The 19,221-nt window shown below is 70.0% G+C and carries 15 protein-coding genes; 2 read left to right on the top strand and 13 right to left on the bottom strand.

Annotated elements, in window-relative coordinates; translation table 11 throughout:
- Positions 1 to 18 precede the first annotated feature (18 nt).
- Genes ABTY98_RS14875 through ABTY98_RS14845 form a run of 7 tightly spaced genes read right to left on the bottom strand, consistent with a single transcriptional unit; the run spans position 19 to position 7,652 of the window.
- Entirely contained in the window at positions 19 to 849 is an 831-nt protein-coding gene (locus tag ABTY98_RS14875) for an amidohydrolase family protein (RefSeq protein WP_352221340.1), read from the bottom strand.
- 20 nt (positions 850 to 869) lie between these two features.
- Complete coding sequence (locus tag ABTY98_RS14870; RefSeq protein WP_352221280.1) at positions 870 to 1,856, bottom strand: aldo/keto reductase; 987 nt, start codon at positions 1,854 to 1,856, stop codon at positions 870 to 872.
- On the bottom strand, positions 1,853 to 2,608 hold the full coding sequence (locus ABTY98_RS14865; RefSeq protein ID WP_352221279.1) for an SDR family NAD(P)-dependent oxidoreductase: 756 nt from the start codon (positions 2,606 to 2,608) through the stop codon (positions 1,853 to 1,855). The genes ABTY98_RS14870 and ABTY98_RS14865 overlap by 4 nt, the downstream gene beginning before the upstream one ends.
- Complete coding sequence (locus ABTY98_RS14860) at positions 2,605 to 3,984, bottom strand: L-fuconate dehydratase (RefSeq protein ID WP_352221278.1); 1,380 nt, start codon at positions 3,982 to 3,984, stop codon at positions 2,605 to 2,607. Before ABTY98_RS14860 ends, ABTY98_RS14865 begins: the two co-directional genes overlap by 4 nt.
- A 41-nt stretch (positions 3,985 to 4,025) precedes the next feature.
- The gene (locus ABTY98_RS14855) at positions 4,026 to 5,060 is read right to left on the bottom strand and encodes an ABC transporter permease (RefSeq protein ID WP_352221277.1); all 1,035 of its coding nucleotides are present in this window, start codon (positions 5,058 to 5,060) and stop codon (positions 4,026 to 4,028) included.
- Positions 5,053 to 6,585: a sugar ABC transporter ATP-binding protein gene (locus ABTY98_RS14850; protein WP_352221276.1), complete on the bottom strand. Its 1,533-nt coding sequence runs from the start codon at positions 6,583 to 6,585 to the stop codon at positions 5,053 to 5,055. The genes ABTY98_RS14855 and ABTY98_RS14850 overlap by 8 nt, the downstream gene beginning before the upstream one ends.
- A complete protein-coding gene (locus ABTY98_RS14845) occupies positions 6,582 to 7,652 on the bottom strand; it encodes a sugar ABC transporter substrate-binding protein (RefSeq protein ID WP_352221274.1) in 1,071 nt (356 codons plus the stop codon). The genes ABTY98_RS14850 and ABTY98_RS14845 overlap by 4 nt, the downstream gene beginning before the upstream one ends.
- A 162-nt stretch (positions 7,653 to 7,814) precedes the next feature.
- Here ABTY98_RS14845 and ABTY98_RS14840 point away from each other — a divergent pair, with 162 nt between their 5' ends.
- Positions 7,815 to 8,525: a FadR/GntR family transcriptional regulator gene (locus ABTY98_RS14840; protein ID WP_352221273.1), complete on the top strand. Its 711-nt coding sequence runs from the start codon at positions 7,815 to 7,817 to the stop codon at positions 8,523 to 8,525.
- Between the two features lie 6 nt (positions 8,526 to 8,531).
- On the opposite strand, the gene ABTY98_RS14835 is transcribed toward ABTY98_RS14840, so the two are convergent.
- The 6 genes from ABTY98_RS14835 to ABTY98_RS14810 are packed head-to-tail and all read right to left on the bottom strand — an operon-like array spanning position 8,532 to position 17,898.
- Positions 8,532 to 11,549, bottom strand: a complete 3,018-nt coding sequence (locus ABTY98_RS14835) for an alpha-mannosidase (protein WP_352221272.1) — start codon at positions 11,547 to 11,549, stop codon at positions 8,532 to 8,534.
- A gap of 28 nt (positions 11,550 to 11,577) precedes the next feature.
- The gene (locus ABTY98_RS14830) at positions 11,578 to 13,575 is read right to left on the bottom strand and encodes an endo-beta-N-acetylglucosaminidase (protein WP_352221271.1); all 1,998 of its coding nucleotides are present in this window, start codon (positions 13,573 to 13,575) and stop codon (positions 11,578 to 11,580) included.
- Positions 13,572 to 14,819, bottom strand: a complete 1,248-nt coding sequence (locus tag ABTY98_RS14825; RefSeq protein WP_352221270.1) for a glycoside hydrolase 5 family protein — start codon at positions 14,817 to 14,819, stop codon at positions 13,572 to 13,574. The genes ABTY98_RS14830 and ABTY98_RS14825 overlap by 4 nt, the downstream gene beginning before the upstream one ends.
- 25 nt (positions 14,820 to 14,844) lie before the next feature.
- The gene (locus ABTY98_RS14820) at positions 14,845 to 15,711 is read right to left on the bottom strand and encodes a carbohydrate ABC transporter permease (protein ID WP_352221269.1); all 867 of its coding nucleotides are present in this window, start codon (positions 15,709 to 15,711) and stop codon (positions 14,845 to 14,847) included.
- On the bottom strand, positions 15,708 to 16,595 hold the full coding sequence (locus tag ABTY98_RS14815) for a carbohydrate ABC transporter permease (protein ID WP_352221268.1): 888 nt from the start codon (positions 16,593 to 16,595) through the stop codon (positions 15,708 to 15,710). The genes ABTY98_RS14820 and ABTY98_RS14815 overlap by 4 nt, the downstream gene beginning before the upstream one ends.
- A 10-nt stretch (positions 16,596 to 16,605) precedes the next feature.
- Positions 16,606 to 17,898, bottom strand: coding sequence for an ABC transporter substrate-binding protein (locus ABTY98_RS14810; protein WP_352221267.1), 1,293 nt, complete (start codon positions 17,896 to 17,898; stop codon positions 16,606 to 16,608).
- Between the two features lie 263 nt (positions 17,899 to 18,161).
- On the opposite strand from ABTY98_RS14810, the gene ABTY98_RS14805 reads away from it, so the two are divergent.
- Complete coding sequence (locus ABTY98_RS14805) at positions 18,162 to 19,172, top strand: LacI family DNA-binding transcriptional regulator (protein WP_352221339.1); 1,011 nt, start codon at positions 18,162 to 18,164, stop codon at positions 19,170 to 19,172.
- Positions 19,173 to 19,221: the final 49 nt, after the last annotated feature.

Raw genomic sequence — 19,221 nt, 5'->3', positions numbered from 1 at the left:
GCTACCGGCGGGTGCGGCTCAGAGGTCGTAGACGCGGGTGGCGGTGGTCTCGAAGACCCGGGTTCGTTCGTCGAGACCGATCAACTGGGTTGCCGTGTCGAATACTTCGCCGTACGTACCGGCCAGGACGCACACCGGCCAGTCCGAGCCGAACATCAGACGGTCAGGGCCGAAGGCGTCCAGAACCGTCTCGGCGTACGGGCGGAGGTCGTCGACCGTCCAGGATGCGGGGTCGGCCTCCGTGACCATGCCGGAGAGTTTGCAGACGGTGTTGGGCCGGGCGGCGAGGGTGCGTACCGCGGTGGCCCAGGGGTCGAGGGCCCCTGATGCGATGGGGGGTTTGCCCAAGTGGTCGAGCACAAAGGTGAGTTCGGGGTGGGACTCGGCTGCCTTGGCAGCGGCCGGAAGCTGGTGGGCCTGTACGACCAGGTCGTAGACGAGGCCCGCGGCCGTGATCGCGGCCAGGCCCCGGTGGACGTCCGGGCGCAGCAGCCACTCCGGGTCGGGTTCACCCTGGACCTGGTGGCGGATGCCTTTCAGATAGGCGCCGCCGGGGAGTTCGCGGAGGCGGGCGAGTTCGTCGGCGATCGCCGGATCGGTCAGTTCGGTCCAGCCGACGACTCCGGCGATCAGGTCGTGGGTGTCGGCGAGAGCCAGGAACTCGGGGGTCTCCTCCGGGACGGTGATCGTCTGGACGAGGACCGTGCGGGTGACGCCGGCCGCCCGTGCCTCGGGTTCCAGGTCCTCGACGGTGAAGTTCCTTCTGAGTGGCTGGAGTTCGGCTCCGGTGATCCAGTCCTGGTCCCGTACCGAGAGGTCCCAGACATGGTGGTGGGCGTCGACGGTCATGGCAGCTCGCGGGGCGACTCTCATGACGGGTCCTCTGTCGGGAGCGGGGTGTCCGCGGGCAGGAGTGCGCTGTCGCGCAGTTCCTGCCAGAAGGCGGCGGGGACCGGGGTGGCGAACTGCGCTGCCCCGTCAGCGATCTCGGCCGCCGAGCGGGCGCCGACCAGCACGCTCGCCACGGCCGGGTGGGCGGCGCAGAAGGCGAGGGCGGCCGCGCGGAGGGTGGTGCCGTGCTGTTCGGCGAGCGCCTTGAGGCGCAGTGCGCGGGCGAGCAACTCGTTGGAGACCTGCGCATAGTTGTAGGTGGCGTCCGCCTTCGGGTCCGCCAGCAGACCGGAGTTGAAGGCCCCGCCGATCACCACCGACGTACCGCCCTCCTCGGCGGCCGGAAGCAGGTCGGCCAGGGCGCTCTGGTCGAGGAGGGTGTAGCGGCCGGCGCACAGCACCACGTCGACGTCGGTGTCGCGGACGAACCTGGTGAGCATGGTCGTCTGGTTCATGCCGGCGCCGATCGCGCCCACGATCCCCTCGGAGCGGAGCTTCTCCAGGGCCGGATAGCCCTCGCGGAAGGCCTGTTCGGCGTGGTCGTCGGGGTCGTGGAGGAAGACGGCGTCGACCCGGTCGAGGCCGAGCCGCTCCAGGCTGGCCTCCAGGGTGCGGCGGATGCCGTCGGCGGTGAAGTCCCAGACCCTGCGGTAGGTGTCGGGCACGGCGAAGCCGTTGGCGAGGTCGTCGCCGTCCCCGGGACCCGGCTCCAGGCGGCGGCCCACCTTGGTGGACAGGGTGTAGGCCTCCCGGTCGTACTCCCGCAGCGCCTCGCCCAGCCGCCGTTCGGACAGGCCGAGGCCGTAGTGCGGGGCGGTGTCGAAGTAGCGGATGCCCTGCTGCCAGGCGGCGGTGATCGTGTCGTGCGCCTGCCGCTCGGGGACTTCGGTGTAGAGGTTGCCGATCACCGCGGCGCCGAGACCCAGGGGGCTGACCCGGACACCGCTTCGGCCGAGGGCGTTCACTGGCCCGCCGGGCGCAGCCGCAGGCCCTGCATGCCGCCGTCGACCGCAAGGGAGGTGCCGGTGGTGGCGCCCGACAGGGGGCTCGCCAGGTAGGCGATGGCGCCCGCGACTTCGGCGGCGGAGACCAGGCGGCCGGTGGGCTGGCGGGCCTCCAGGGCGGCGCGTTCGGCGGCCGGGTCGGGAGTCTTGCCGAGGAGGCGGCCGATCCACGGGGTGTCCGCCGTACCGGGGTTGACGCAGTTGACGCGGACGCCCTCGCGGAGGTGGTCGGCGGCCATGGCGAGGGTGAGGGAGTAGACGGCGCCCTTGGTGGCGCTGTACAGGGCGCGTTGCGGCAGGCCCGCAGTGGCGGCGATGGAGCAGGTGTTGACGATCGCCGCGTGGTCCGAGCGGCGCAGGTGCGGGAGGGCGGCGCGGGCCGTGCGGACCATGCCGAGGACGTTGACGTCGAAGACGCGGCGCCATTCGTCGTCGTCGTTGTCCTCGACCGTGCCCTGGGCGCCGATGCCCGCGTTGTTGACCAGGACGTCGAGGCCGCCCAGGGCCTCCACCGCGCTCTCCACGGCCGTACGCACGGAGTCGTCGTCGGTGACGTCGGCCTGGAAGCCGAGCAGCGGCTTCTCGACGGAGGACGGGTCGAGGTCGAGGACGGCGACCTGGGCACCGCGCTCGGCGAGGAGTTCGGCGGTGGCCCTGCCGATCCCGGAGGCCCCGCCGGTGACCAGTGCCTTCATGCCCTCGAAGTCGGTCATGCGGCCTGTCCCGTCTGCGTCTGTGTCTGCGTCTGTGTCCGCGTCTGTGTCTGTGCGTCGGCGGCCCAGAAGGTGCCGCCCGGATAGGTGTACTCCGCGATGGACTCCGGTCGCATGGCGGCCGAGAAGCCCGGTGCGGTGGGTGCCGTGTAGTGACCCTCCCTGATCACCACTGGGTCGCGGAAGTGGTCGTGCAGATGGTCGACGTACTCGATGACCCGGTCGTCGGTGGTGGCGGCGACCGCGAGGTAGTCGAACATCGAGAGGTGCTGGACGAGTTCGCACAGCCCGACCCCGCCCGCGTGCGGGCAGACGGGGACGCCGAACTTGGCGGCCAGCAGCAGGATGGCGAGGTTCTCGTTGACGCCGGCGACCCGGGCCGCGTCGATCTGGACGATGTCGAGGGCACCGGCCTGGAGCAGCTGCTTGAAGACGATCCGGTTCTGCACGTGTTCGCCGGTGGCGACCTTCACCGGGGTCACCGCCCGGCGGACGGCCGCGTGGCCGAGGATGTCGTCGGGGCTGGTGGGCTCCTCGATCCAGTACGGGTCGAACTCGGCGAGGGCCCTGGTCCAGCGGATCGCCTCGTCCACGTTCCAGCGCTGGTTGGCGTCGATGGCCATACGGATGTCCGGGCCGACGACCGAGCGGGCGACCCGGCAGCGCCGGATGTCGTCCTCCAGGTCGGCGCCGACCTTCAGCTTGATCTGCTGGAAGCCGTCGGCGACCGCCTGGGCGGCGAGCCGGGTGAGCTTCTCGTCGTCGTAGCCGAGCCAGCCGGCGGAGGTGGTGTAGGCGGGGAAGCCGCGCTCCAGCAGCCGGGCCCGGCGCTCGTCGGCGCCTTCGCGGGCGCGCCGGAGGATGCCGAGGGCCTCCTCGGGGGTGAGGGCGTCGGTGAGGTAGCGGAAGTCGATCTGGCGGACGATCCACTCGGGTTCGGCGTCGGCGAGCAGCTGCCAGAGCGGCTTGCCGGCCCGGCGCGCGGCGAGATCCCAGACGGCGTTGATCACCGCGCCGATCGCCATGTGCATCACGCCCTTCTCGGGGCCGAGCCAGCGCAGCTGGCTGTCGCCGATCAGGACCTGGAAGAGGGTTCCGGGGTCGTCGCAGATCTCGTCGACCGGGCGGCCGAGCACATGGTTCCGCAGCGCGTCGATCGCGGCGACCTGGACGTCGTTGCCCCGCCCGATGGTGAACGTGAACCCGTGCCCCTCGTGCCCGTCGGCCGCGTCGGTGCGCAGCACGACATAGGCCGCCGAGTAGTCGGGGTCCGGGTTCATCGCGTCGGAGCCGTCGAGCTCGCGCGAGGTGGGGAAGCGGATGTCGTAGGTGTCGACCGCGGTGACGCGACAAGAGGGGCCGGGGCTCGGGGACACGGATTGCCTTTCCGTCAGGGGGAGTTCGGGACGCCGGTCGATCAGTCCTGCGCCCGTCCCGTGGTGACACGGGCGATCATGAGGGCCACGAGGATGATGCCGCCGTAGATGGCCTGGATCCAGAACGACGGGACCTGCGCCAGGGTGAGCAGGTTCTGTACGACACCCAGAAGGAGTACGCCGGTCAGGGCCCCGAACATGGTGCCCTTGCCGCCGTCCAGGCTGATGCCGCCGATCACGGCCGCCGCCATCACCGTGAAGATCATGTTGTTGCCCTGGTTGGCGCTGATCGCACCGACATAGCCGGTCTGCATGATTCCGCCGACCGAGGCGAGGACACCGGCGACGACGGACACCCCGAGCACCACCCGGTCGACGCGGATACCGGCCGCGCGGGCCGCCTCCGCGTTGCCGCCGATCGCGTACAGGGCCCGGCCGACCCGGTGGTACTTGAGGATCAGCCCGGCCACACCGAAGGCGACCGCGGCCAGCCACACCGACAGCGGGACGCGCAGGAAGGTGGAGGTGGCCAGGGAGAAGAACGCGTCGGGCATGCCGAACAGCGTCTTGCCCTTGGTGGCGCCGACGAGCAGCCCGCGCAGGACGATCAGCATGGCGAGGGTGACGATGAAGGCGTTGAGCTTGAACTTCACCACCAGGACGCCGTTGAAGGCGCCGATGACCCCGCCGACGACGAGGACGGCGAACAGGGCGAGCCCGGCCGGCCACCCGGTGCCCCAGCCGGACTCCGCGGACGGCAGCACCAGCAGGGCGCCGACGGCGGGCGCGATACCGACCACCGACTCCAGGGACAGGTCGATCTTGCCGGTGATCAGGATCAGCGACTCGGCGAGGACCACCATCGCCAGAGCCGCCGAGGCGCCCAGGATGGAGATCAGGTTCCGTTCGGTGAGGAACGAGTCGTTGACGATCGCACCGAGCACAAGGAGCACCAACAGCGCGGGTACGAGCGCGAGTTCACGGATCCGGCGGAGCAGCACGTTCTTGGCGGCACGGGCGTCTGGGAGGCGCACGGGGCCGGCGGTCGAGGCCGACGGGGCCTTCGTGTCAGCCATGGTCCACTCCTTCGGCCGGGGAGTCAGCTCCTGGGGGCATGGAGTCCACTCCTTCTATGGAGGCGATCAGCTCGTGGTCGCGCCAGCCCGCCGGGTGCTCGGCGACGACACGGCCGTGGAAGAGGACGAGGACACGGTCGCAGCGGCGCAGGTCGTCGAGTTCGTCGGAGACGACCAGTACGGCGGTGCCGTCCTCGCGGGCGTTGTCCATCCGGGCGAGCAGCGACTCCTTCGACTTCACGTCGACGCCCGCGGTGGGGTTGATGAGCACGAGCAGCCGGGGGTCCGAGGCGAGGGCGCGGGCCATGACGACCTTCTGGGCGTTGCCGCCGGACAGGTCGGAGACGGGCTGCTCGGGACCCTCGGCGTGGATGTCCAGACGCTCGATCAACTCGTCGGCGAAACGGCGCTTGTGGTCGCCGGCGACGAATCCGAAGCGGCCGAGCCGGTCGAGGACGCTCATGGTGGCGTTGTCGCCGATACTCAGGCCGAAGACCAGACCCTGCCCGTGCCGGTCGCGCGGCACACAGCCGACACCGGCCTTCAGGGCGGCTTTCACATCACCGAACGGCAGCCGCTCGCCCTCGAGTCGGGCGGCTCCCCCGGTCGGTGAGTACAGCCCGGCGAAGGACTCCGCCAGCTCGATCTTGCCGCTGCCGCTGGATCCGGCGATCCCGACGACCTCGCCCCGGCGCACGGTGAGGTCGATGTCCTGGTATGACGGTGAGGTCAGCCCCCGCACGTCCAGCACGACCGGGGACTCGTCCGCCACCGCCTCGCGGCTGTGGTCCTGCTCGGCGATCGACTCCCCCGCCATGGCCTCCACCAGGGCCCGGCGCGGGAGCTCGGCGACCGGCGCGGTGGTGATCCAGCGGGCGTCACGGAGCACGGTGACGGTCTGGCAGACCTCGTAGACCTCCTGGAGGTGGTGCGAGATGAACAGGAAGGTCACACCCGAGTCCTGGAGCGCCCGCATCCGGCTGAACAGCCGCTCGATCTCCCGGTTGTCGAGCTGGGCGGTCGGCTCGTCGAGCACGATGAACCGGGCGCCGAAGCTCAGCGCCCTGGCGATCTCGACCATCTGGCGGTCCTCGACCTTGAGGTCGGCGGTACGCGCCTCGGGGTCGACATGGACGTCCCAGGTGTCGAGCAGGGCGGCGGCCTCGCTCCGCAGCCGCCGCCAGCTGATGAAACCCCGGTGCAGTGGCTGCCGGTTGATGAAGAGGTTCTCGGCGACCGTCAACTCCGGTACGACAGTGGGTTTCTGGTAGACGCAGGCGACCTTGCTCCGCCAGGCGTCCCGGTCGGCGAGCGGGGGCGCGGGTTCGCCGTCGAAGCGGACCACGCCCTCGTCCGGGGCCTGGAGGCCGGTGAGGACGTTGACCAGGGTGGACTTTCCGGCGCCGTTGCGGCCGACGAGGGCGTGGGACTCGCCGGGCCAGACGGTGAGCCGGCCCTCGGCGAGGGCCACGGTGGGGCCGTACCGCTTGACGATGTCCCGGGCCTCAACAAGTGGCGTGCTCATTTGACCGTGTTGCCCCACAGCTTCGGGTCGTCCACGTTGTCCTTGGTGACGAGCGGCGCGGGGAGCTGGTCCTCCAGGATGCCGCTGGGCAGCTTGACGATCGTGGAGTCGTGGTCGGTCGGACCCGGCTTGAACGTCTTCCCCTCCATCGCCGCCTTGATGTAGTACATGCCGTACTTGGCGTAGGCGTCGGCGGGCTGGGAGACGGTCGCGTCGATCTCGCCCTTGCGGATGGCGTCGAACTCCTGCGGGATGCCGTCGTTGGAGACGATCGCTATGTGCCCGCTCTGGCCGGCCGTCTTGAGCATGCCCTTGGACTTCAGGGTCTGCAGGGTCGGCGCGAGATAGACACCGCCGGCCTGCAGGTAGATGCCCTTGATGTCGGGGTTGGCGTTGAGGAGCGTGTCCAGCTTGGACGCGGCCGTGTCGGACTCCCACTTGGCCGGGATCTCCAGGACCTTGAGCTTCGGGTACTTCTTCTTCACACAGTCCCGGAACGCCTCGGACCGGTCCCGGCCGTTGACCGAGGCCAGGTCGCCCATGATCTGCACGACCTTGCCGCTGGTCACGTGCCGGCCGAGATAGTCGCAGGCCTTGGTGCCGTAGGCGACGTTGTCAGCGCGCACCACCATGGCGACCTTGCCCTTGTCGGGCGCCACGTCCACGGCGACGACCGGTACACCCTTGCGGTCGGCCTGGTCGAGACCCGCCTCGATGGCCGCGCTGTCCAGCGGGGCGACGACCAGCCCCTTCACGCCCTGGTTCAGCTCGTTGTTGATGTCGGTGATCTGCTGCGAGGGGTCACTGTTGGAGTTGACCGTTTTCAGCGCCTCGACGCCTTCCGACTTCGCCATCTTGGGTACGTAGTCGTTGTACGACTGCCAGAACGGCGAGGTCAGCAGGGGCAGGATCACCCCGACCTTGCCGGTGCCGCCGCCACCGGCGCTGCCGCTACCGGTGTCCTTGGTACTGCCGCATGCGGCGAGCACGAGCGAGGCGCCGACGGCCACGGCCGTCGCGCCGATGATCCGGGACCTGTTCCGCTTCCTCAGTGTTCTGCCGGGCATCTGGCAGCTCCTCATCGAGCGTGTTCGAGCAGATGCCCGCATACTTATCAGACCACTCAGCGCCTTCAACACCCTGCGGACGCGTTTTTCCGTGAAACGAGCCGTAGTGGTCCGACCACATCGCTGGTTAGACTGCGGCGCACCGGCGACAGGAGGAGCGGTGTGGACGAGACAGCCCCGCAGAAGGGCACGGTGACGCAGCGCGCCATCGAGCGCATCAAGGCGATGATCGGGGAGGGCCGCCTGGAGCCGGGCCAGCGGCTGCCGACGGAACGGGATTTCGCCGCGCAGCTGGGCATGTCCCGCAGCTCCATGCGCGAGGCGATCCGCGCGCTGACGGTCCTCGGCGTCCTGGAGGCCCGGCACGGCTCCGGTATCTACGTCACCCAGCTGGAGGCCGGTGACCTGCTGGAGACCTTCGGTGTGGTCGCCGATCTCTCACGCGGGCCACAGCTGGTGGAGTTGCTGGAGGTGCGGCGGGTCCTGGAATCGACGGCGACGGCGCTGGCCGCCGCGCGGATCACGGCCGATCAGCTGGCCGAGGTGGAGAAGCACCTCACGGCGATGAATGCGACGGATGACCCCGAGGAGATCCTCGCGCATGACCTCGCTTTCCATCGGGTGATCGCGGGTGCGGCGGGGAACGACACGATGGCCGCGATTCTGGAGGGGCTGTCGTCGCGGACCTTCCGGGCTCGGGTGTGGCGGGGGTATCAGGAGGAGGACGCGTTCGCGCGTACCCGGCGGGAGCATGCCGCGATTCACCGGGCCCTCGTCGCCCGGGATCCGGAGGCGGCGAGGGCTGCGGCAGCGGCGCATGTGGGTGAGGTGGAGGAGTGGCTGCGGGCACAGCTGGACGTGGGTGGGGGTTGAGCGCCCCTAACGAGCCACGAAGCGCAGCGTCACCAATTCGAACGGGCGCAGCCGTAGCGAGACGTGGTTCCCGTCCGGGTCCGGGGTCTGCTCGTCCAGCGGGCGTTCCAGCAGATCCGTCACCCTGACCCCCGCGACCTCGAAGCCCGCCGTCAGCGTCGCGCGCGCCCGGCCGCCGTGGGCCTCATGGAAACGGACCACGACATCCCCGCTGCCGTCATCAGCCAACTTCACCGCCGTGACGACAACCCCGTCGTTGTCGACCGTGACCAGCGGAGCCACCTCCCCGGCGCCGTTTACCCATCGCTCCGGAAGGTTGATCCGCCACCCCTCCCGCACCGCGTCCGCGATCCCCGCGCCCGGCACCAGTGCGTGCCGGAAGTGGTGGATGCCCTGGTCGGTCTCGGGGTCCGGGAAGCGCGGGGCGCGCAGCAGTGACACGCGGACCGTGGTCGTCGTCCCCCGGTCGCCGTCCGTGCGGACCGTGCGGGTCACGTCATGGCCGTACGTCGAGTCGTTGACGATCGCCACGCCCCAACCCGGCTCGTCCAGGTGGATGAATCGGTGGTTGCAGGCCTCGAACTTCGCCGTTTCCCATGAGGTGTTGGTGTGGGTAGGGCGGTGGAAGTGCCCGAACTGGGTCTCCGACGCGTAGCGTTCGGCGTGCAGGTCCAGCGGGAAGGCCAGCTTCAGGAACTTCTCCGTCTCGTGCCAGTCCACCTCCGTGTCGATCAGCAGCCGGCGCTCGCCCGGCGGCAGCGACAGCACCTGGGTCACGCGGGAGGAGCCGAAGGACCGTGTGATCCGCACCGAACGGCCGTCCTCGGCGACGGTCAGCTCATCGATGGACGTCAGGTCCGTCACCGCGTTGCGATAGAAGGCGTCGACGTCCCAGGCGTCCCACATGTTCGGGAAGTCCGGGTGGAGTTGGAGCAGGTTGGCGGCCGTACCGGGGGCGATGGTCTCTCGGTCGCCGGCGAGGTCGTACGCGGACACGACAAGGCCGCGGGCGTCGATCTCGATCCGCAGCAGGCCGTTGGAGAGGATCTGGCCGCCCTCGGGGCGCTCCGACACCGTCGTCTCCTCGGGCGGCTCCTCCTCGCCGGCGCCCAGGGCCGGGACGCCGTTCCTGCTGTGCGGCGCCGCGTTGAACAGGAGGGGCCGCTCGCCCTCCCCCGCCAGGGCTCGCTGGGCCGCGTCGATGATCTCGTCGAGTTCGGCGGCGATCCGCTGATAGGCCGCCCGGGCCTCGCGGTGCACCCAGGCGATCGACGAACCCGGCAGGATGTCGTGGAACTGGTGGAGCAGGACCGTCTTCCAGATGCGGTCCAACTCTTCGTACGGATAAGGGAATCCGGTCCGCACCGCCGCCGTCGCCGCCCACAGCTCGGCCTCCCTCAGGAGGTGTTCGCTGCGCCGGTTGCCCTGTTTGGTCCTGGCCTGGCTGGTGAGGGTGGCGCGGTGCAGTTCGAGGTAGAGCTCGCCCACCCAGACGGGCGGGTCCGGGTATTCGGCCTCTGCCTTCTTGAAGAACTCCTGCGGGGTCTCCCAGACGACCGTCGGCGAGCCCTCCAGGTTCCGTGCCCGGGCCGCCTTGGCGACCATCTCCCGGGTCGTGCCGCCGCCTCCGTCACCCCAGCCCGTCGGCGCGAGGGAGTGCCGGGCCTGGCCCTTGTCCTTGAAGTTGCGTGCGGCGTGGGCGAGTTCGCTGCCCTTCATGGAGCAGTTGTAGGTGTCGACGGGCGGGAAGTGGGTGAAGATCCGGGTGCCGTCGATGCCCTCCCACTGGAACGTGTGGTGGGGGAACTTGTTCGTCTGGGACCAGGAGATCTTCTGGGTGAGCAGCCGGGTGGCGCCCGCCGCCCTGATGATCTGCGGGAGCCCGGCGGCGAAGCCGAAGGTGTCCGGCAGCCACGCCTCGTCGTTCTCGACGCCGAACTCGTCCAGGAAGAACCGCTTGCCGTGCACGAACTGACGGGCCATCGCCTCCGAACCCGGCATGTTGGTGTCCGACTCCACCCACATCCCACCGGCCGGCACGAACCTCCCGTCCGCGACCGCCTTCTTCACGCGCGCCCACACCTCGGGCCGGTGCTCCTTCACCCACGCCCACTGCTGGGCCTGGGACATGGCGAACACGAAGTCGGGCTGGTCCTCGATGAGGGCGGTCATGTTGGCGGTCGTACGGGCCACCTTGCGGACCGTCTCGCGCAGCGGCCACAGCCACGCCGAGTCGATGTGGGCGTGACCGACGGCGCTGATGCGGTGCGCGGAGGGTACGGCGGGGGCGGACAGGACATCGGTGAGTCGTGAACGCGCCTGCTGGGCCGTGCCGTTGACGTCCTGAAGGTCGATCGCGTCCAGCGCCCGTTCGACCGCGCGCAGGATCTCCCAGCGGCGCTGTGCGTCCGTCGGCAGCTCGGCCATCAGCTCGCCGAGCACCTCCAGGTCGATCACCAGCTGCCACACGGTCTCGTCGAAGACGGCGAGGTCCATCCGGGTGAGCGTGTACTGCGGCTCGTGCCCGGCTGTGTCCTTGTCACCCAGCCAGGTGGGCCGGAAGGGGTGGTAGTCGAGGATGACGGGATTGGAGGCGGCCTCGATGTGCAGCCGTACCTGTTCGCCGCCCGCCACCGGGGCGCCGACGCGGACCCACTGGTTGCGCGGGTTGAGGCCCTTCACCGGGGTGCCGTCGGGCCGGTAGACCAGGCCCTCGCACTGGAAGCCGGGCATGTTCTCGTCGAATCCGAGGTCGAGGAGGGCCTCGACGGTACGCCCGGCCCACTCCTCGGGGACGGTTCCGGTCACCCGGAACCAGCTGGTCCCCCATGGAGCACCCCACCGGGCGCCCACCTCGATCGGCCCGGGCTCGGCCGCGAGACCCTCGGCGACCGGTACGGGCTCGCCGGGCGCGTGCCACACGGCAACGTCGAGCGGCACGGACTCGGGGTACACGGCGGGACGGATGCGCTCGTCGAGGACGCGCCTGAGGCGGGCTTCGACAAGGCTGCGGTCGTCATGCATGTGGGGTGCTCCGTTTGTTCGTTACCGGTTACCAGGTGTGCGTGACGGTCACGGGATCCGACGAGGTGTACAGCTCCCCTACGGCACGCACTTCGAACCGTGCCGTCACCTCGCCCTGCTCCGGCTGGAGCCCGGTCAGGTAGTAGGCCCGCTGGCCGGTGGCGCCGAGGAAGCGCCGGGTGCCGTCCGGGAGCAGCCGGTGCAGGGAGTAGTGCCGTAGGTCCCCGGGCGCCGCGTCCCAAGAGAGGCGCAGATCGCCCCCGCCGGCCGCGGTGATCCGCGGGTCGGCGGGTGCGGCAGGGGTACTCACCGCGTCCCGCACGGCGATCCCGCCGAGCCGCCACCGGACGGGACCGTCGGTCGCGGTGAGGCGGACGCCGAGGGCGTGGACGGTGCCGGAGAGTCCGGTGAGCGGGACGGTCGCGGTCGACCAACCGTCGCCCTGGTCCGTCGGCAGACAGATGTACGGCGGTGTCGCGCCGGCGCTGCCCGGCTCGGCGGTGGCGATGGCCAGCTCGACGTCCACACTCCCAGCGTCGGTCCGGAACGTCAGCTCGACAACCGTCCGGTCCGTGATCGGCAGCTGTGTCGAGTAGAGGTCAAGGACCACCGGCTGGTCGAGGTCGCCGTCGACCAGCACGCTGCTGCCGCCCCGCCAGGCGGCGGAGAAGTCGAAGGTCACGGCCGGCCTGGTGCCGTCCGTCCGTACCGCCCACCGCCGGGACGGCAGCCGGTCCTGCAGACCGAGGTGGTTCCAGGCCGTGTCCGAGGTGACCTCGCCGTCCTCGTACCAGCGCAGCCCGTGCCCGGTGTTGAACACGCTCGCGAACGGCACCGCCGACACCGTCGACCGGTCCGCCACCGACACGGCCGGCGCCCGCCAGGGGTCCGAGCTGTCCGGCCGGGACGGGTCCAGTGACCGCCCGGTCCAGAACCGGTCGTCGGCGGCGTGGAAGTCGCCGGGGGTGCGGCTCGCGGGCAGGTGGTTGCGGGTCCACTCGGGCCGGTAGAAGCCGATCGAGGCGATGTGCGCCGAGCCTCTGGGCACGATCGCCTCCCAGTTCACGGAGGTGTTCGACCCGTTGGATTCGACGTCGATCCCGGCCCACAACTCGTAGCGGCTGCGGCCGAGTTGGATCGCTTTCGTACCCGAAGAGGCGAGTGTCGAGGCGCTCCACCGGAAGTCGACGAACATGTCGTCGGCGGCCTGGAAGAAGGCCTGGTTCTGGCTGTTCAGCGCGCCTTGCCAGCTGACCGTGCCGTTCACGGTCATGGCGTCGTACCAGGTCACCCGCTGTCCGCGGGCCGCCGCGAGGGACTTGAGCTCCGTGACGAAACCGAGCATGTCGGTGCCGAGGGCGGTGTCGCCGCCGCCGGTCTCGGCATTGACGAACCAGCCGTCGAAGCCGTAGGCGGCGGCCACGGCGACCAGTTGGGCAGCGAGGGGAAAGTGCCCGGTCGAGTCCTTCTGGACCAGGTCGCGGGTCCACTGCGGCTGACCGCCGTAGGCGGTGGGCGGCAAGAAGATGTTACCGAGGACGGGCACACCGTGCCTGTGGGCGGCGTCGACGACCGGCGCGTTCGGGGCGAGGATCAGCCCCTCCCCCGCCGAGCCGCCCCAGAAGACCAGCTCGTCCAGGTAGGCCCAGTGGGTGAGGGCGTAGTAGTCGGCGGTGGCCGAGCCCTGGGAGGGGTTGCCGGAGGTCGGTCCGAAGGACACCAGCGCCTGGATGCGGGCCTGGCCCGAGCGGGCGGTGGTGTTGGCCGGGGTCGGGGTGAAGCGGGCGGCGAGCGGCACGCAGGCGGCGTTGAAGGCGAGGTCCGTGTCACCGGCCGCCGTCCAGCTCTTCAGGCTGCGCCAGGTGATACCGGTGCCCGGGGTGCCGGCGGGGAAGGAGTCCGGGTACCAGTAGGAGGCGTACGGCGGGGTGACGGCCGCCGCCTCGGTCGCCGCCGTCGCCGGCAGTGAGCGGGCCAGGGCCGCGGCGGTGGCGGCGATCAGAACGGTGCGTCTGCTTGGGTTCACGAGCGGGTGCCTCCTGGTGGGGTGGGGAGTACCTGATCGGGAGTGACGACTTCGGTGATGCCGCGCGCGGCGAGATGGTCCTGGTCGTCCACGCGTGTGTCGAGGACGGTGGTGGGGCGGGCGCCGTCGGCGACCAGCCGGAACCAGGCGTCGAAGACGGGCCCCCCGGGCGCGCACCGGGAGCGGCGGGCCGGGTCGGAGGGCACGACGAGTGCTGTACTGCGCGCATTCGCAGCCCTGGGCTCGGCAGCGGCGAGGGCATGCGCGAGGTCCTTGGGCTTGCGGTCGTTGGTGAACAGACCGAGCCCGTATTCGAGTTCGGGGAAGTCGGCGAGGCTCCGGCTGACGTCGTGCGAGCACCACCAGGTGACGCCCCACAGGTCGGGGCAGTCCAGTACGGCGGTGAGGGTCGCCTCGGTGAACGCGGCCGCGTGCTCGGCGGGGATCAGCGGCGCGGGCGCACCCACTTCCTGGAGCCATACGGGCCGGTGCGCGTCCTCGGCCCAGGCCTTGCTGAGCTCCACCAGATACGCGGCGTGCTGTTCGGTCTGCGGGGCGGTGCGGCCGTGGCGTTGGGCGGTGCCGTTGAACACCCAGGAGTGCACGGCGGTGAGGTCGCCGAGCCGGGCCGAGTGGGCGGGGGTGAAGGGCTGGTCGTCCTGGTACCAGGCGGCGTCGTAGGAGGCGTGCAGATGGAGCCTGCCGGGCGCGGCCTCGGCGCAGGCGGCCAGCAGCCGTACCAGCCAGCGCTCCGCGTCCTCCTCGGTGGCCCGGTCCGGATCCGGATGCGGGCCGGCGGCGAACTGGTTGACCTCGTTGCCGACCGTCATCCCGATGAAGTTGGGCCGGTCCGCGAGCGCCGCGGCCAGGGTGCGGAGATAGGCGGCCTCCCCTGCCACGACCTCCGGGTCGGTGAAGAGGTTGCGCCGGTGCCAGGTCCGGGTCCAGGCCGGCAGGAAGTCGAAGCTGCTCAAGTGCCCCTGCAGGCCGTCCACGTTGACGTTGAGCCCGCGTTCGGCGGCCGCGTCCGCGAGGGCGACGAGCTGCTCTACGGCGCGCGGCCGGATCAGGGTGCGGTCGGGCTGGAAGTAGGGCCACAGCGGGAAGACCCGGATGTGGTCGAGTCCCAGAGCGGCGATGGAGTCGAGGTCGGCGCGTACGGAGTCCAGGTCGAAGTCGAGCCAGTGGTGGAACCACCCTTCGCTGGGGGTGTAGTTGACGCCGAAGCGCGCGGCCGGAGGCATGCGGTCTCCTTGCGGGAACGGGGGTTCAGCCTTTGACGGCGCCTTCGCCGACCCCGCGGAAGAAGTACCGCTGGAGGCAGGCGAACAGGGCGATGAGCGGGGCCACGGCGATCACGGTGCCGGCGGCGACGAGGCGTTCGTCGTTGGCGAAGGTGCCGTGCAGATAGTTGAGGCCGATGGTGAGGGTGAACTTGGAGGGGTCGCTGAGCACGATCAGCGGCCAGAGGAAGTCGTCCCAGGCGCCCATGAAGGCGAAGATCGCGACGACGGCGACGGTGCCCTTGACCGACGGCAGGGCGATCCGCAGGAACCGCTGCCAGACGTCGGCGCCGTCGACGTAGGCCGCCTCCTCGATCTCGTAGGGCAGGTTGAGGAAGGCGTTGCGCATCAGCAGTACGTTCATGGCGGCGACGGAGCCGGGCAGCACGACACCGAGCAGGGTGTTGTTGAGGCCGAGTTCACGCATGGTGGTGAACTGGGCGATGATGATCCCCTCCACCGGCACGAGCATCGCGAGGATGAAGACAAGGGTGGCGATCCGGCGCCCCCGGTAGCGCAGGCGGGCCAGAGCGTATCCGGCGAGCGCCGAGCCGACGCAGTTGGTGACGACGCTCGCGCTCGCGACCTTCAGCGAGTTGAGGGCGTAGTCCCAGACGGGGATGGTGTCGGCGACCCGCTGGTAGTTGTGCAGGGTGGGATGCTCGGGCAGAAGGCTCGGGGGCGAGCTGAAGATGTCCTCGGTCGGCCCCTTGAGCGAGGTGGACAGCTGCCACAGGAACGGCCCGACGGTGACCGCGAGCACGAGCAGCAGCAGTGCATAGCGCAGGACCAGCTCGCCGATCCGGACGCGGCGGCCGTGCTCGTCGGTGAAGCGTGCCCGGGTGGCGCTCACGAGCGGTCCCTCCGGTCGGCGCGCAGCACCAGGAGCATCAGCGCGACGGTGACGACGAAGACGACGACGGAGAGCGCCGAGGCATAGCCGACCCGGCCGGTCAGTCCGGTGCCGGTGCGCTGGACCAGCATCACGAGGGTGGTGTCCTCGCCGGCCGGGCCGCCGCTCGGGCCCGCCATCAGGTACACCTCGGAGAACACCTTGAAGGCGGCGACCGAGGAGAGCGCGGCGACCAGCACCATCGTGGAACGTACGGCGGGCACGGTGACGGAGACGAAGCGGCGTACCGCCCCCGCCCCGTCCACGGCGGCGGCCTCGTGCAGTTCGCGCGGGACGTTGGCGAGCGCCGCAAGATAAATGATCATGTAGTAGCCGAGGCCCTTCCAGACCGTGACCGCCATCGCGCTGAGCAGGAGCAGCCACTGGTCGCTGAGGAACCCGATCCGGCCGATCCCGACCGTCTCCAGCAGGGAGTTGACCAGGCCGCGTTCGTCGAGCAGCCAGACCCAGATGAGGCCGACCACGACGATGGAGGCGACGACCGGGGTGTAGAAGGCGGACCGGAAGAAGGTGATGCCCGGGATGTTCTTCTGCACCAGCAACGCGAGCAGCAGCGGCAGGACGACGAGGGCGGGCACGACCACGACGATGTACAGCGTGCTGTTGCGCAGGCCGGTCCAGAACATGTCGTCGTGGATCAGCTCACGGAAGTTGGCCAGGCCTACGAACCGGCCGGGGATCAGGGTGCGGCGGTCGGTGAAGGAGTTGACCACCGTCGAGACGAACGGATAGAGCACGAAGGCGCCGACGACCAGCAGCCCGGGAGAAGCGAACAGCCATGGACTGATGGGAAGTTGGCGCCGTACGCGGGACACGCCGGCCATGCCTCGCCTCTCAGCCCTGCTGCTGGAGCAGCTGGTCGCAGGCCTTGACAGCGTTGTCCAGAGCCGACTTGGGGCTCTCCTTGCCCTGCAACGCCTTGGCGACCTCGTTGCGCAGCGCGGTCTTCATCTGGTCGCTGAACAGCACTGGCGTGTAATTGACCGCGGTCTTCAGGGACTTGGCGGCAGCGATGCGCACCCTCGTCTCGTCGGTGCCGTCCTCCTTGGTGAAGTACGGGTCGTCGAGGGAGCCCGCGGTGCTGGGGAAGATGGCGACCTTTTTGGCGAAGGACATCTGGTTCTGTGCGTCGGTCACGAAGTGCGCGAAGGCGACGGAGGCCGCCGTGTGCTTCGTCCTGGAGTTGACCATCACGCCCATCACGTACATGTTGACGTGCCCGGTGCTGGTGATCTGGTCGGTGATGCCGATGTTCTTGTACAGGTTCGGCTCCTGCTTCTTGAAGTTGGCCAGGTCGAGCGCGCTGCCGGGGTTCATGGCGACGGCCTCGGTGAGGAACTTCTTGCCGGAGGACTCCGGAGTCGCGGTCAGCGCCTGCGGGTCGAGTGCCTTGGCGTCGTACAACTCCTTGTACGTGGTGAGCAGTTCGACTCCCTTGGCGTCGTTGAAGGCGAACCTGGTCCCCTGCTTGTCCATCAACTCGACGCCGTAGCGCCCGAAGTCCTCGATGGTGGGGACGTTGGCGAGGGTGGCTACCTTGCCGTCGCTCTGTCGCGCCATCTTCAGGGCGTCGGCGAAGAGGTCGTCGTATGTCTTCGGCGGCTGCTCGGGGTCGAGTCCGGCCTGCTTGAACAGCGCCTTGTTGTAGAAGAGCGGCCCGGTGTTCAGATACCAGGGGAAGGCGTAGGTACCGCTCATCCCCGGTATCCGATGGCTTGCCCAAGCACCGGACAGGTACTCGGACTTGTACTTGCCGGCCGCCTTGTCGAGGTTGAGGGCGAGGCCCGCCTTGGCGAGCGGGGCGGCGAGGTCCGGGGAGACGTTGACGACGTCGGGCAGGGTGCCGCCGGCCGCGTCCGCGCTGATCTTGTCGGCGTAGCCCTCGGCCGGCTGGTCGATCCACTTCACGTGGGTGTCCGGGTACTTCTTCTCGAAGTCCGCGATCAGGCCCTCGAAGTACTCCTTGAAGTTCGCGCGCAGGTTCCAGGTCTGGAAGGTGATGTCGCCCTCGACCTTGCCCGAGGCGTCGGTGGAACCACCGCCGTCCTCCCCCGAACCGCAGGCGCTCAGCGGCAGGGCGAGGAAGGCGGCAGCGGCGAGGGCGAGGGCTCTGCGGGAGATACGCATGGTCCGTTGCTCCTTTGCAGCGGGGACGGCCGAAGGTGCCGCGCCAGACCTTGCACGCCGTTTCCACGAGGAGTCAATGGATTCGGCACAGCTAAAGTCATTAGTGGCTCAAAGTCCCTGCTCAGCAAGGCGTTACGAGCATATTGCGGCCGGTCACTAATACGCTTTAGGCTGTTCGGACTCAAGCGCATTAGTGGATCGCGGTCCAGACCGAATGAGGAAGTGAGTTGGCGGAGAAACGCATCCCCGCCCGCCGGCCGACCATGAAGGACGTCGCGCGCCGGGCCGGAGTCTCGCAGAGCGCGGTCTCCTTCGCGCTCAACGGCCGCCCCGGGGTCTCCGAGACGACCAGGGCCCGGGTGCACCGGGTCGCCGAGCAGCTCGGCTGGCGGCCCAGCACGGCCGCCCGCGCCCTGTCCGGCGAGGGCGCGGCCACGGTCGGCTTCGTCCTCGCCCGCCCCGCGCACTCCCTGGGCGTGGACTCCTTCTTCCTCCAACTGGTCTCCGGCATCCAGGAGGTGCTCGCCGAACGCCATCTAGGCCTGCTCTACCAGATGGCGGAGGACGTGGCCGACGAGTGTGCGGTGTACCGCCGCTGGTGGGCGGAACACCGCGTCGACGGCATACTGATGGTGGACCCGCGCGCCGACGACCCCCGCCCCGACCTGCTCGACGAACTCGGCCTGCCCGCCGTGGTGATCGGCGGCGCCCCCGACGAACGCCACCCCGGGCTGTCGACGGTCTGGGCCGACGACGCGGCCGCGATGACATCGGTGATCGACGAGCTGACGACGCTGGGTCACCGCAGGATCGTGCACATCGCGGGCCTGCCCGGCCTCGCTCACACCCAGCGCCGGATCCGCACCCTGCGCACCGAGGCGGACGGCCGGGGCCTGACCGAGGTCCGCTCGGTCACCACCGACTACTCCGACGCCGAGGGCGCGGCTGTCACCCGCCGTGTCCTGCGCACAGACCCGCCCCCGACGGCTCTGATCTACGACAACGACGTGATGGCGGTGGCCGGGGTCGCGGCGGCCGCCGAACTCGGCTACTCGGTCCCGGACGACGTCTCCGTCGTCTCCTGGGAGGACTCGGCCCTGTGCCGCATGGTCAAGCCCTGGCTGTCGGCGCTCTCCCGGGACAGCGCCGAGTTCGGTCGGGTGGCGGCACACGAGCTGACGTCCCTGCTGGACGGCGGCTCGGCCCGGGCGGTTCGGGTGCCGGTGCCCCGGCTGACGGTACGGGGCAGCACGGCACCCGCCGCCCGCTCCTAGGCGACCGCCGAGGCCGGTGCCGCCAGCGGGGTCAGCGGGGTCAGCGCTG

Source organism: Streptomyces sp. NPDC096040, from assembly GCF_040303265.1.
In the GTDB taxonomy this organism is placed as follows: domain Bacteria; phylum Actinomycetota; class Actinomycetes; order Streptomycetales; family Streptomycetaceae; genus Streptomyces.
Note: the sequence above shows the minus strand (reverse complement) of the source record. Positions and strands in the feature narration are given on the sequence as shown.